This window comes from Tetragenococcus solitarius NBRC 100494, from assembly GCF_001544195.1.
In the GTDB taxonomy this organism is placed as follows: Bacteria; Bacillota; Bacilli; order Lactobacillales; family Enterococcaceae; genus Tetragenococcus; species Tetragenococcus solitarius.
On record NZ_BCPY01000002.1, the window covers coordinates 1 to 13,339 of the forward strand.

Below are 13,339 nucleotides of genomic sequence, written 5' to 3' on the forward strand. Positions count from 1 at the left end.
AAATTTTGGTTTAACGTTTTTTACAAGTAAAAAAGGAGTTTCTATAATGTCGACCTTAATTATTTTAAGAGGGAATTCGGGCTCTGGAAAAACAACGATCGCTCACGATTTGCAAAAAGAATTTAAAGCTGGAAGTCTGCTGGTAATTTCTCAGGATTTAATTCGTAGAGAAATGTTAGGAGTAAAAGATCGTCCGAATAACTTAGCTATTCATTTTATAAAAATGAATGCGATATACGGAAAAAGATTTTGTGATTATATTGTAGTAGAAGGAATTACTCCTTCAGCCATTTATCGCGAGATGTTCATTGAATTAGCAAGTGAGTTTCAATCTATTTATCCTTATTATTTTGACCTTCCTTTTGAAGAAACACTAAAACGCCACAATACTAAAGAAAAGGCCCAAGAATACGGAGTGAATGAATTAAAAAAATGGTGGATAGACAAAGATTTTTTACATTTTCCAAATGAGAAAATGATTACTGCAGAGATGAATCAACAACAAATTATAGACATGATTTTAAAAGACCTAATTTTTTAGATTATCTTACAAAATAGAGAGGTGTTTCATGTATATGCTAGACTTTGACACTTTAAAGCGATATATGGATTACAATAACCAACAATATATTGCTCCAGACAAAGCAGGAGATAGAAAACTTGAAATGGAGACGTTTAAAAAAACTGGTCAGCAAGCTCGAGTAGTCTTTCAGCAAATAATTAAACTCGTTGAAGATCAATTTGAAAATGTGAAAGCCCAGAAAGTTAGCAGCTGGATGAACCAAGCACAAAAGGCAACACCGCTTTTTTTCTGCTATTTCTTTTCAGAAGAAACTGAACTATATGAGCCAACATTTGCCATTCGCTTATTCTATGATAGTGAAAGTGAAACTGTAGGTCTTTCAACTGAACTCAGTTTTATTGAAAGATATGCAACAAAAGTGTCTCCTAAATTACAAAATAAAGTCTTAAATGTACCATTAAAAAATCCAGTTTACTTTGCTATACGGGGGAAAACTCCAGAAACAGATGCCTTTGCAGGAGATTCAATCATTCAAAATTTGCCCCAAAAAATCGAAGAGGGCGAAGTGAGAAAAATTCTGGTAAAATATGACATTCCAGACATTCAGCGATATCAAAAATTAGAAGACCTAGTAAAACAAATCTTATCAGGTTTTGATTACCTAAAACCCTATTATGATGAAACAAGAAACACACAAATTAAATAAACAATAGAGAGAATGTGAAAGTTAAATTTTCCATTTGGGAGGTATAATAAATGAAAATTGTCGTTTTAGACGGCTACTCTTTAAATCCTGGTGATATTGATTGGAGACCACTAAAAGAAATTGGAGAATGCGAGATCTATGATAGGACGTCATTTACTGATAAAAAAGAAATCTTACAACGAATCGGTGACGCACGAATCGTTTTGACGAATAAGACACCTTTGGATGAAGAGGTTCTTAACGCTGCTCCTAATTTAGAATATATAGGTGTTTTAGCTACGGGTTATAATATTATCGATATTGATGTGGCAGCTAAAGCTGGGATTATAGTAACTAACGTTCCGTCATATGGAACAGAGGCGGTAGCTCAATTCACCTTCGCTTTATTGTTGGAAATCACGAGTCAAGTCGGTTTACACAATCATCTGGTACACCAAGGACAATGGTCGAGCAATCCTGACTTTAGCTTCTTTGCTGCACCTCTGACAGAACTACAAGGAAAGACACTGGGATTGGTTGGATTTGGACGAATTGCACAAAAAGTTGCTGAAATTGGTCATGCGTTTGGAATGAAGGTTATCTTTTATAACCATCGTCCTAAAAATAGTAAATATGAATGGTTACAACAAGTTAGCCTAGATGAACTGTTAATCCAGTCTGATGTCGTTAGCTTACATGTACCACAAACTCCTGATACAAAAGAGTTGGTTAACCGTTCTTCACTACAAAAAATGAAGAATACCGCGATTTTGATTAATACTGCGCGTGGTGGTTTGATCAATGAAGCAGACCTTGCTGAGGCGTTGAACAACGAACAACTTACTGCAGCAGCCATGGACGTAGCACAACATGAACCAATCAATGAAGATAGTCCTTTATTAACGGCTAAAAATTGTTACGTTACACCACATATAGCTTGGGCTCCAAAGGAAACAAGAGAGCGATTATTAGATATTGTCGTTAGCAATTTAAAAGAATTTCTAGCGGGTCGAAAGCAAAATACAGTGACTAGCTAGGAAGTAACAAAAAATAAGTAAGAAAGTATTTCAGCTTTCTTGCTTATTTTTTGTGAATTTTCAATTGAATTGCAGTTCGTTTTATTGTAACGTTATCACTAAGTTGTTTTTATCAGTAGTAAGTAGAGGAGTGGATTTAGTGTTTCGAAAAAGAAAAGAGGTCTCTTTTAAACAAGTTTTTTGGACAAGTGCATTTCTAATAATGATTTATTTTCTTTTTCAACCATTTCATTGGATAAATTTGATAGAAATATTATTTATCCTATTCGTTATCATTCCAGTTGTTTATTACTTTAGTAATGAACGTAGTTTTAAAGCAATTTCTTTTGAAAATAAAGCATATTTTGAGGGCGTTAGTACTTTTTTTATATTGTTAACCACTGTATTGATCATTTTGATTACGGTGTTAATTAGTACTTTTGCACCTAATTTACTTTGATAAAATAGGATAAGATGATGAAAGGTAGGAATGTTTTATGTCTTTAGAGCGTGTAAAAAGTTATTTTGCAACACTAGGAATGGAAAATCGCGTGAAAGTTTTGAATGGATCTAGTGCTACAGTGGAACAAGCCGCCCAAACATTAGGTTGCAAGCCTGAAAAAATCGCTAAAACAATGTCCTTTTCATTGGACAAAAGTAAAAATATTCTTATCGTGATGGCAGGAGATGCTAGAGTTGATAATAAAAAATATAAATCTTTTTTTGGAAAAAGGGCGAAAATGATTCCAAAAGATTCCGTTGAGGAAGCTATTGGACATTCACCCGGAGGCGTCTGTCCTTTTGCGATCAATACTGATGTAGATGTATATCTAGACAGATCACTAGAAAATTTTGACTGGATTTATCCCGCAGCGGGTGATAGTCAAAGCGCAGTAGAGTTAACGCCTAACGAATTAGAAAAATATTCATCTGCTAAAGAGTGGATAGATGTAGCAAAAGATTGAGAATGATTGACAAAGGAACAAAAAAGAAAAACAAAGTAGACAATGAATTAATGTTCATTAACTACTTTGTTATAATAATTCATCATGTTTGCCGGTGCGGGTGAGAGTAAGGGAAAGTTTATCGCTGTCAATCCTATAAATGAGCAGTCAATCTTTTTCAATATGCAGTTCACGGAAGCCTTGCCAATTTCCTGTCAGCGCGTGGTCCTTGTAAATTCTAGTAAGTTCACTTTGGCGTCTGTGAACTAGCAATTCTATAACCCGTTCAAATTTTTTTGGATTATAATGTTTTTTAGTATCTTTTTATAATCTCTTTTAAAAAGTGGCATGTACCTAATCTTCAGCATTTAAACTCTCCATAAGTTCTTTTACTGTATCGAAAGTTTCAAGATTGTCTGAATTTGCTTCCAGTCTAGCTTGAATATTACCAGGATTTTCTAAATGAGGTTGGAAAGGTATGCTATTTTCCCTTACAGACTGTTTAAGGAAAATGGTGACAGCGGTTGTTAAGTCCATACCTAGCTCACTGTAAACTTCTTTAGCTTGTTTTTTTAATTCACCGTCAATACGAATGCTTAAACGGCTATCATTACGATTTTTATCACTCACTTTGATCTCTCCTTTATTGATAATTCTATTATACACCATTGTACTACCAATGTGTATATATTAGACACATACAATTTGTTAGGATGGAGGGGTTTTTAGCTCGTTTTATGTTACAACTAGAAAAAATGGAGGAATAACAATGTCATTTGAGGAAATTTTACCAAAATTAAAACAAGGAGAAAAAATTATTCGCGAGGGTTAGAGTGGTTTTGAATTATATGTGACTCTGGTTTCAGAAGAAGAATACGATGGTTGTCCAGTGACTCCTTATTTTTTGATTAAAACAGCTGATGAGGGTTTTTCAAGCTTTGCACCAACTGTTTGCGATCTTTTAGCTGAGGATTGGAAAGTTGTGAAAGCATGAGTGAGTTTCAGGGTAAAGTTGTTTTTATTACAGGTGCTGCTTCAGGAATTGGTTATGCACAGGCGACCAAATTTTTAGAAGCCGGTAGTTTCGTATTTGGTGTGGATGTTCAGACGGACTTTGGTAAGCTGAGCGACGACTCGCATTTTCAATCGTTTTCTGGAGACCTAACCCAAGTAAATATTTGTCAAAAAGCGGTTTTAGTTTGTCAGCAGCACTTTGGCGATATTGAGATTTTATTGAATACTGCTGGAATTTTAGATGCCTATCAAACAATTGAAGAAACTGATATCAACTTGTGGCAAAAAGTGCTAGCAACTAATTTAACGAGTATGTTTGTCATAACTAAAGAAATCATTCCACAGATGATAAAAAAACCCTCTGGAACAATTATTAACATGGCATCAGTGGCAAGTTTTGTTGCTGGGGGCGGCGGTATCGCCTATACTTCAGCTAAACATGCAATTGCTGGCTTTACGAAACAATTAGCGTTAGATTATGCAGAAAAAGGACTTCATATCAATGGCATTGCGCCAGGAGCAATTCAAACGCCAATGAATGCTGCAGATTTTAAAGGCGATGGTACGATGGCCCAATGGGTAGCTGACGAAACGCCTGCTAAACGTTGGGCACAACCTGAAGAAGTTGCTTCAGTGACATTATTTTTAGCCAGTGAAAGCTCTAGTTATATGCAGGGAACGATTCTGCCAGTCGATGGTGGTTGGTTGTTAAAATAAAAATAGCTTGCAAATTGAGCCTTTTTCGTTATCATGGAACTAGTGGTTTTCCACACTGCGACACTTCAATCCTTTGGTCGCAGTTATTACCAAGGGCAAACCCTTGCAAAGGAGAAGAAGAAATGAATAAAGAAAAAGCACATTCAGTTACTCACTGGACAACACAAGAAGTAGCCAAAATGGCATTGGTAACAAGTTTATACGTAGTCGTAACAGTTGTATTATCTGTCATTAGTTTTGGTGCAGTGCAAATTCGGTTATCTGAGATGTTCAATTTTTTAGCATTGTACAATAAACAGTACATTTGGGCAATTACATTGGGTGTTGCTATCGCCAATCTCTCCTCACCGAATGGCTTATTAGATGTTGTCGTTGGAAGTGTAAGCACGTTTTTAATATTGGTTGTTAACCATCAATTAACAAAATATCTTCAAAATATGAAATACAAAATGGTCATTACTGCGATTGTCTTTGCACTTTCAATGTTTACAGTTGCTGGACAATTAACGTTTTTGTATGATTTACCGTTCTTTTATAATTGGTTAATTATCGGCATTGGTGAATTGCTTTCAATGACGGTGGGTGGCATCATTATCTATTTTATCGGAGAAAAGGTCGATTTAACGAAATAACTTTTTTGTTGAATAAGGGGAGGGGATTGTAAGAGTTGATAAAAAGTTAGCCGATGAAGCACAAAATATTTTTACTGAAGATTTAGCTGACGCAATTTAGATGAAATGTTTAAAGATATTTTAGAAGGTTAGTTTATATTTTTTAATGAGGGTGGAGGGGAGGCAATAATTATGAAAGAAATAATTAAAATACCAATCAATAAAGAGGATGAAGCGTTAATTGCTCAAGCGGAAAAAATCTTAACAGACTTAGGTTTAGATCGTTCTACGGCATTAACAGTTTTTTACAGCCAAGTTGTACTACATAAAGGACTGCCATTTGAAATAGACCTAACCGACTTCAAACGAGAAACCGATTCAGGTAATGAAAGTTCAAAATGAAAAATTCTACACTTATTAATTATTATTTAATGAATCAACGAAAAAGAAAGCTTTCTAAAGCAACGATTGAATCAACAAAAAGAATATTGTTTGAATTCAATTCTTATCTATCCTTAAAAGAAGACATGATCGTACCAAAGAAAGAACAATATAATTATTTAGAATCCATGTGGCTTAAAAATAGCAAAAGTACAGTTTATAGTAAAACAAATATCATTTCTAATTTTTTAGATTTTTATGTATATCGGAATATCATAAAAGAAAATCCTTTTGCTTATACAGATATTCATTACCATCATCAACCTTCGAATGATATTTTATACAAAGAGGAATTATTAGCTTTTCTTACTGAAATAGATGATGACAAAAATCTTACGTTTCCTGATCGTTATTTATTAAACATGTTTATTGCAACTGTAGCAAAAACAAATGAAATCCTTAGTTTAAAAGCAGATAAAATAGAGTTAGAAAATGAAAGTATTTATTTTTACGTTCCAAAAGATAACCGTTTTCTTATTGGAAATAACTATTTATACGAGCAATACGATAATTATTTTTATTTTCGGAAAACTAGAATGAAAAAATTTAAACAAAAACATGATCATCTATTAATTACAAACAAAGGCGCAAAGGTTACTTTTTATCATGTTACTAAATTATTTCGTGAAATCAGTGAGCATTATCAAATCAAGATTAGTCCATTGAAATTAAGAAGAAGTATGATTGCTTATTTAATAAACCAGAAGATGGATATTCTATATCTTAAAGTATTACTTGGTCATAAAAGCGTAAGCTCAACAAATTATTACACGCAACTAAGATATGAAACATTACGAGAAGCAATTTATGATTATTTACCTAGAGGAAGGAAAAAAATCGATGAATAACAAATATAAGTTTAAGAAAAGGGACAATAAATATGTTTTATACTAAGTAAACTAGAAATTTTATATTCTAGTTTACATAATATATATTATACAAAGTTATATATGATTAATTTACGTTACACTCAATCAAGTTACTCCTTAACATCCTCTCATAATTTAACATATTTTTGATTGATGATTCTTCTTTAAATTATTAACCATTCGGACTTGCTGTTTCTCATTATTATATTCTAGTAATGCTTATAAACAAAATAAAAGTTTTAAATTATAAATCATCCTAATTGTTTACCTCAGAAAAACTTATCATTTTATTGTTTATATCAACTATAACCGCTGACTGTCCATTCATTTAGTAGACTTCTAACCAATGTTAATCTCTAAACAAACATTGATTCGCTATTATAATCTTTATTGTGATTTTATCATTTTAAATAACTTTATTTTTATCTTATACAATAATATAGGCACATAAAAATATTTATTGTTATTTTACCTTCCTATCATTTCATTCATCATCTTCCTCTAGATTTAGTAACGTAGGTAAATAAAATACAACGACTTCCATGAGAAATTTTGCTGTTTTTTCCCGGTAGCTTGCCGCACCGCTTTCAAAAAGCGTATATAAATAGTCATCAAAAACAGCTAATTGTTCAAGATAAGGAGGTGCTTTAATCACTGTTAGAGCATTTTTCTTGTTTAATGTATCAGCATAAAACTGCTCGCTTGAAAACACATAAATTTTGGAATTTACGGGCCCAAATGACTGTGACACCAAGCAATAATTTTTGTAAAAAACCAACCCTTGGGTCCTTTTAGGGACAGTTATTTCTTTATTTTCAACTAAATAAAATGCCGTATCGTCAACATCTTTTTCTAACGATGCTTTTGCTACTACTCCATTTTTATTTTTAACAAAAGTCCCTACTAGTAATGCTTCTTCGTTCATTGTGATGTATGAAGCTTGATATATCGAAGGAAAATCAACATATTGCGCATAATTAATAGGTTTTGGTTTTGCTGTTATTTGGTAATTTAAGATGTCTTCCATAGTAATCGCAGCAACTCGACCGTGTCCTTTTGCAGCTGCACAAACCCATAAACATTGGTTATCTTCATCATAAACTAACCCTCCAGCATGTGTACGGTCTTTTAAAATAATCGTTTTTATATATTTTTCTTTCTTTTTATCCAGCATAAAAATGACAGAAAGATGTTCATGGCTAGAACAATACGCCGAAATAAATAAATAATCTTCAGTGATGGCCAAGCCTTGAGGCGTCATATCATGGCAGTCATCTAAATTTTTCGTTTCCTTTTCTAAGGTTTGTGCTTTTAATAAGCCAGGTACTAAAAATGCTGCGTTTTCTGTTTTTATTTCTTTAAAAGATTGATATAATTCTGGGTATTTTTTTAAAATTTGCTGTAAAGGATGGTAGTCATTTTGTGTTAAGGAGCGGATTTTCTCTGTATAAAAAACAATCAGCCCTAAAGCAAAAAATAAAATGGCGTTTACTAAAAAAAATAGCACTGCTTCCACTCCCCTCTTAATCTAAATTATAGCGAAAATTCATAAAAAGAAAAGCTTTTAATAAAATGACAAATGTTTGTTTCTATTTTTAAAGTACGTTAGAATAAAATTGTAACCACTTGATAATATAAGGAGGAATATTGAAAATGGCTTTCAAAGAAATTCCCGAAACAAAAGTAAAAATAAGTGACTTAAAGGACCTCTATAATACAGGCTATGAAGTTTTAGGAAAGTTGCGTAGTGAAGTAAACGCTCCTGTTGTAAAAGCCTCCCTTCTAAACCAGGAAATTATTGCTATTTATGGACAAGAAGCTGCAAAAAAATTTTATGATGCCAAAAACTTTAAGCGTGAGAAAGCTATGCCCACTCCTATTTTGAAAACTTTACAAGGCGAAGGCGGTGTACAGACATTAGATGGAGATGAACATTATAAACGCAAAAGTATATTCATGGACTTAATGACCCCTGATCGAATGGAAGATTACCGAAAAATTCTAGAAGAGACTTTAACACAAGAATTAGACGCACAAACAGGTCAATTTGAATTGTATCATTTGACAAAGAATGTACTTTTTAAAGCAATTTGTAAGTGGGCCGGTGTTAACCTAGGAAATTATTCTGCAAAAGAAATCGATAAACTAGCCGATACGCAAGTAAGCATGTTTGAAGGTACGGTAAATTCAGTAAGCGATCATTTGGAAGGCTTAGAAGGACGGAAAAAAGCTGAAAAATGGGCACAAGAATTACTGAAAGAGGCAAGGAATAATCCTGTTCCAGGAAAAGAAAATGTAGCCCTATACGCCTTTGCTGAAGCAACCGACATTAATGGTAACCGACTCCCTCTTAACATTGCTGCCGTTGACTTTTTAAATATCATTCGTCCAACTGTCGCAATTACTGTATGGGTAGATTTAATGGGCGATGCACTGTTTGGACCAAATAATGTTTATAAAAAATTAAAACAAAACTTTGAACACTTACAAGACTCTTTTATTCAAGAAATGCGACGTTACTATCCATTTTTCCCAATGGTTCCTGCCATTAGTAAAAGAGACGTTAACATTGATGGCTATTTAGTTCCTGAAGGAAGCTGGGTCGTATTAGATCTTTATGGAACAAATCATGACGCTCGGTCACTGGAAAATCCTGATTCATTTGTCATTGATCGTTATGTAGGTCGTACAAAACAAATTTCATACGATGAAGAGTACGAAATGATTGCTCAAGGTGGCGGAGATTTTCGTGAAATGCATCGTTGTGCTGGTGAATGGATTACTTTGCATACTTTACGTGTATTCAGTGATAATTTAGTAAATAATTACAAATTTTCTGTGCCTGAGCAAAATTGGAAAGTTCCGATGAACAAATTCCCTACCTTCCCGGAAGACAAAGTTTTATTATTTAAAGATGAATAAACAAAAAGAAATGCATCGAAGTTTTTAAAAGTAACTTTGGTGCATTTCTTATATTAGTTATTTAGTTTACATAATTATAATATGGTTAATAATCAAAATAAGAGCTCTTACTTTATTCCGCGCAAATGGCAAAGCCAATCGCTTTTTCTCCTAAATGAGTGCCAATCACTGGTCCAAAGTGACCGATTTCTACTGTAATACCTGAATAAGCTTTCTCTAAGCGTGCTTTTTCTTTTTTTGCTAGTTCTAAGTTATTTCCATGAATAACGTATAATTTTACCGGTTGGCTAATTTCACTTTTGCGTTCTCCAATAACCTCTTCTGAACGCCGTAGTGCTTTTTTGATCGAACGTATTTTTTCAAATAAAACAATCTTGCCATTTTCAAACATTAGTACTGGTTTAATTTTTAATAACCCCCCGATCAAAGCAGCTCCATTTGTTAAACGTCCGCCACGGACCAAATTATTTAGGTCGTCAACGATCAAGTAAGCATAAGTATTGGATCGAATGATGTCCAAATGTTCTAAAATCTCGTTTAATGTCTTGCCGGCATCCCACATATCTAAAGCTGATTCTACCATATGCCCCATTGGCATACTAGTAATCTTCGAATCGTAAGGAATGATCTTTACTCCTTCTAAACTATCTTTTATGCTGTTCAGATTTGTGACATAGCCAGAAATACCAGAAGACAAATGAATACTTATAATAGTATCGTATCCTTTTTCTTTTAATTGTTTATATAAATCCAATGTTTCTCCAAAAGTTGGTTGAGAAGTTGTTGGAAATTCTTTGCTTTTTTTCAATAATTTATAGTATTCATCGGCTTTAATATCAACCCCTTCATTGTAAACTTTCCCATCTAAAATAACAGGAATAGGTATGACAAATAAATCTTGGTGGTTTTTCACCCTATCAGGCAAAAAAGCCGTACTATCAGTGACAATTGCTAATTTCATTCTTTATCCTCGTTTCAAGCATTTTTCATACTTCGTCATTTATCATAGCATAAACAACTATTCATTTGGAAGCACTTGTTATTATTTTGCCAGAAAGTTTTGAATGGCTTGTTGATTTGCTGGTTGATCAATCCATAAAACACTGCTTCCATCATAACTTTGCCCATAACTCCAAGTGTCTTTGGCAGGAACACTTAGACGATCAACGCCTGAAGCACCTTTAATAAGCGAAAAACTATTCTTTGCTAAAAAACTCATCGGTATATCGTTTGCCGAATACCCTATAACTTTTCCTGCAGCATAAGGTAATTTTAACAAAGCAATCGGGTTTTTAAGTTCACTAAAAACTGCAGAAATTACTTGTTGCTGGCGGCGTACACGGCCAAAGTCTCCCTCTTCATCCATACGAAAACGAGCATACTGTAATAGTTCTAGACCATTCATTTTTTGTGGTCCTTTTTTGATTGGGACTTCCAAATTTTTACTCATATTTTTTTCCGCATCAATATCAACACCATTAGAAAATAATGTATCTATCACTTTTTCAAAAGTTTCAAAATTCAGTGTCATATAATATTTACAGTCAACCCCAAAGTTTTGTGATAACGTTTGACGTACCAGATCGGCCCCGCCGTAAGCGTAAGAAGCATTAATTTTATTTTCACCTACACCCGGTATGTCTACATAAGTGTCCCGCATAAAGGAAAGCAACTTAGGTTTTTTAGCAGGTCCATCTAATTGTAAAACCATAATCGTATCTGCACGAGCATTGTCTTCGCCGCGGCTATCGTTACCAATTAGTAAAATATTATTTGCTCCATCAGAATCCGTGAATCCATTAAACGTTTCTGTTTCTGGAAGGTCGCTATTTTCACTTTCGCCAGCTTTTTCTCCCAAATAAAAAGAAATGCCTGAATAAGCAATAAGCAAAATCAATAGTGTAAGAATAAAACGTAAAAAACGATGTTTCTTCTTACGCTGCTTCTTGACTTTCTTTTTAGGCGGTTTTCCGCTTGCAGGAGCAGAATTATTATTTTCATAATCATCGGTATAATCAGCATTTTCATCCTGCGATGGGATACGTCTACGGGCAAAAATATTGCCGTTTGAACCCTTTTTAGAAGCTTGACGTGCTTTTTCCTCTTCGTTTTTGTACCTATCCATCCGGCTCATTTGTTTTCCTCCAAACCGTTATTCATTATTAGCATACAATATTACATAATAAAGAAAAATAAAAGAATTAGATGTTTTAAAAACATTTTAACAAAAAAACAACACCAAGGGCATTGTTTTTAAGTAAATTTATTTATCGGATACGTTCCCACCCATTGTACTTTGGCATGTAACGCTTCAATTTCTGCAATCGCATTTTTAATTAAGGCTTTGTTTTCGTCCAATACGATATCAACAATAAAAAAATATTCCCCCAGATAGGTTTTTAAAGGACGTGATTCAATTTTAGACAGATCAATTTTACGCCAGGCAAAAGCAGACAATACTTGGTGAAGAGCGCCAGGTAAGTTAGCCGGCAAAATGATAAAAAGCGTCACTTTTTTATCTTCGAGATCGCTAGCTATTTGCTGTTTCTTATCAAGACTTAATACCCAAAAACGCGTTTGGTTTGTCGTATGATCTTGAATGTCTGATGCTAGAATTTTTAAATGATATTCTTTTGCTGCTTTTTCAGAAGCGATCGCTAAAGCCTTCTCTTTGGGGTGTTCTGCCAAATACTGAGCTGCAAAAGTTGTCGAACTTACAGCTTCTAAAGGAACCTCCGGATAATATTTTTTTAGGTATTGTTTTGTCTGGGCAAGAGCCTGCGGATGAGAAAGAATTTTTTGTGGTTGTTTAACAGCTTCTGTTCCCAGTAATTGTTGACGGATTGGTAAAATAATTTCTTCTTTTACTGTAATTGTAGGCTGATCAAACAAATAATCTACTGTTGCATGTACTGAACCTTCCAGTGAGTTTTCGATAGGTACGACGGCAAAGTCAACAGTTTTATTTTCGAGATGCTCAATTGTTAATGGGATAGACGCAAAAGGAATTAATTTATTTTCTTCAAAAAGCTCGTTTGCTGCCTGAAAAGTAAATGAACTTTTAGGACCTAAGTAACCAACTTTCATCTATATTACCTCTACTTTTTCTAAGATTTCTAGGACAATTTCTTCTGGTAATCTTTTTGTGGTATCGACAATAAATTTTGCACTTTCTTCATATAAGGGCAATCGTGGCAGATAAACTTCACGAATCTCGTCAGGAGATTTGGAAGTTGCCAAAGGGCGGACGTTTCGCTTATCTAAAACAACACGATGAACTAATTCATCTAAGTCAGCTTTTAAATAGACAACATTCGAACGATTTTGCAAATACAAACGATTTTCTTTTTTTAATACAATACCACCTCCCGTAGAAATTATACCTGTTAATTGTAGGCTTTGTTGTAAAACCCTCGTTTCAATTTTACAAAATGATTCGCTACCGTAAGCATCAAAGTAATCTGCAATACTCATCCCTATTTGTCTTACCAAAATTTCATCAAAATCGTGTTGTTGGGTATTGAGTTTTTGAGCTAAGAGTCGTCCAATGGTCGTTTTTCCTGCTCCCATAAAACCAATGAGTATAATATTTTCCAT

16 protein-coding genes and 1 pseudogene are annotated in these 13,339 nt (G+C 33.8%); 10 read left to right on the top strand and 7 right to left on the bottom strand.

All coding sequences use genetic code 11. From position 1 onward, the window contains the following. Nucleotides 1-46 precede the first annotated feature (46 nt). The 4 genes from TS1_RS00705 to TS1_RS00725 all read left to right on the top strand — a co-directional run bounded on the left by TS1_RS00705 (nucleotide 47) and on the right by TS1_RS00725 (nucleotide 3,189). A complete protein-coding gene (locus tag TS1_RS00705; protein ID WP_068706803.1) occupies nucleotides 47-541 on the top strand; it encodes an AAA family ATPase in 495 nt (164 codons plus the stop codon). 28 nt (nucleotides 542-569) lie between these two features. Next, the gene (locus TS1_RS00710; protein ID WP_157061622.1) at nucleotides 570-1,229 is read left to right on the top strand and encodes a hypothetical protein; all 660 of its coding nucleotides are present in this window, start codon (nucleotides 570-572) and stop codon (nucleotides 1,227-1,229) included. 50 nt (nucleotides 1,230-1,279) lie between these two features. Next, the gene (locus TS1_RS00715) at nucleotides 1,280-2,245 is read left to right on the top strand and encodes a D-2-hydroxyacid dehydrogenase (RefSeq protein WP_068706806.1); all 966 of its coding nucleotides are present in this window, start codon (nucleotides 1,280-1,282) and stop codon (nucleotides 2,243-2,245) included. A 476-nt stretch (nucleotides 2,246-2,721) separates the two neighbouring features. Further along, nucleotides 2,722-3,189 (top strand): YbaK/EbsC family protein, encoded by a 468-nt coding sequence (locus TS1_RS00725; RefSeq protein WP_068706810.1) that lies wholly within the window; start codon nucleotides 2,722-2,724, stop codon nucleotides 3,187-3,189. Between the two features lie 147 nt (nucleotides 3,190-3,336). On the opposite strand, the gene TS1_RS12825 is transcribed toward TS1_RS00725, so the two are convergent. Next, nucleotides 3,337-3,441 (bottom strand): type II toxin-antitoxin system mRNA interferase toxin, RelE/StbE family, encoded by a 105-nt coding sequence (locus TS1_RS12825; protein WP_322785875.1) that lies wholly within the window; start codon nucleotides 3,439-3,441, stop codon nucleotides 3,337-3,339. 81 nt (nucleotides 3,442-3,522) lie between these two features. Next, nucleotides 3,523-3,798 (bottom strand): type II toxin-antitoxin system RelB/DinJ family antitoxin, encoded by a 276-nt coding sequence (locus tag TS1_RS00730; RefSeq protein WP_068706812.1) that lies wholly within the window; start codon nucleotides 3,796-3,798, stop codon nucleotides 3,523-3,525. Between the two features lie 139 nt (nucleotides 3,799-3,937). On the opposite strand from TS1_RS00730, the pseudogene TS1_RS00735 reads away from it, so the two are divergent. From TS1_RS00735 to TS1_RS00755, 5 genes and pseudogenes are all read left to right on the top strand, one after another. Beyond that, nucleotides 3,938-4,162 (top strand): annotated as a pseudogene (locus TS1_RS00735) (DUF2829 domain-containing protein). Continuing rightward, nucleotides 4,159-4,899, top strand: coding sequence for a 3-oxoacyl-ACP reductase (locus TS1_RS00740; protein ID WP_068706814.1), 741 nt, complete (start codon nucleotides 4,159-4,161; stop codon nucleotides 4,897-4,899). The pseudogene TS1_RS00735 and the gene TS1_RS00740 overlap by 4 nt, the downstream one beginning before the upstream one ends. A gap of 122 nt (nucleotides 4,900-5,021) precedes the next feature. Next, on the top strand, nucleotides 5,022-5,531 hold the full coding sequence (locus TS1_RS00745) for a QueT transporter family protein (RefSeq protein WP_068707047.1): 510 nt from the start codon (nucleotides 5,022-5,024) through the stop codon (nucleotides 5,529-5,531). A gap of 171 nt (nucleotides 5,532-5,702) precedes the next feature. Beyond that, complete coding sequence (locus TS1_RS00750; RefSeq protein ID WP_068706816.1) at nucleotides 5,703-5,912, top strand: type II toxin-antitoxin system RelB/DinJ family antitoxin; 210 nt, start codon at nucleotides 5,703-5,705, stop codon at nucleotides 5,910-5,912. Continuing rightward, complete coding sequence (locus tag TS1_RS00755) at nucleotides 5,909-6,799, top strand: tyrosine-type recombinase/integrase (RefSeq protein ID WP_068706818.1); 891 nt, start codon at nucleotides 5,909-5,911, stop codon at nucleotides 6,797-6,799. The genes TS1_RS00750 and TS1_RS00755 overlap by 4 nt, the downstream gene beginning before the upstream one ends. A 505-nt stretch (nucleotides 6,800-7,304) precedes the next feature. Here TS1_RS00755 and TS1_RS00760 read toward each other — a convergent pair. Continuing rightward, complete coding sequence (locus TS1_RS00760; RefSeq protein WP_157061623.1) at nucleotides 7,305-8,327, bottom strand: hypothetical protein; 1,023 nt, start codon at nucleotides 8,325-8,327, stop codon at nucleotides 7,305-7,307. 146 nt (nucleotides 8,328-8,473) lie between these two features. Here TS1_RS00760 and TS1_RS00765 point away from each other — a divergent pair, with 146 nt between their 5' ends. Next, complete coding sequence (locus TS1_RS00765; RefSeq protein ID WP_068706823.1) at nucleotides 8,474-9,742, top strand: cytochrome P450; 1,269 nt, start codon at nucleotides 8,474-8,476, stop codon at nucleotides 9,740-9,742. Nucleotides 9,743-9,854: 112 nt separating this feature from the next. Here TS1_RS00765 and TS1_RS00770 read toward each other — a convergent pair whose 3' ends face one another. The 4 genes from TS1_RS00770 to TS1_RS00785 all read right to left on the bottom strand — a co-directional run bounded on the left by TS1_RS00770 (nucleotide 9,855) and on the right by TS1_RS00785 (nucleotide 13,339). Next, entirely contained in the window at nucleotides 9,855-10,703 is an 849-nt protein-coding gene (locus tag TS1_RS00770; protein WP_068706825.1) for a DegV family protein, read from the bottom strand. An 81-nt stretch (nucleotides 10,704-10,784) separates the two neighbouring features. Next, nucleotides 10,785-11,876, bottom strand: a complete 1,092-nt coding sequence (locus TS1_RS00775) for an LCP family protein (RefSeq protein ID WP_068706827.1) — start codon at nucleotides 11,874-11,876, stop codon at nucleotides 10,785-10,787. Between the two features lie 119 nt (nucleotides 11,877-11,995). Next, on the bottom strand, nucleotides 11,996-12,829 hold the full coding sequence (pheA, locus tag TS1_RS00780; RefSeq protein ID WP_068706828.1) for a prephenate dehydratase: 834 nt from the start codon (nucleotides 12,827-12,829) through the stop codon (nucleotides 11,996-11,998). Then, on the bottom strand, nucleotides 12,830-13,339 hold the full coding sequence (locus TS1_RS00785) for a shikimate kinase (protein WP_068706830.1): 510 nt from the start codon (nucleotides 13,337-13,339) through the stop codon (nucleotides 12,830-12,832). It abuts the gene before it with no gap.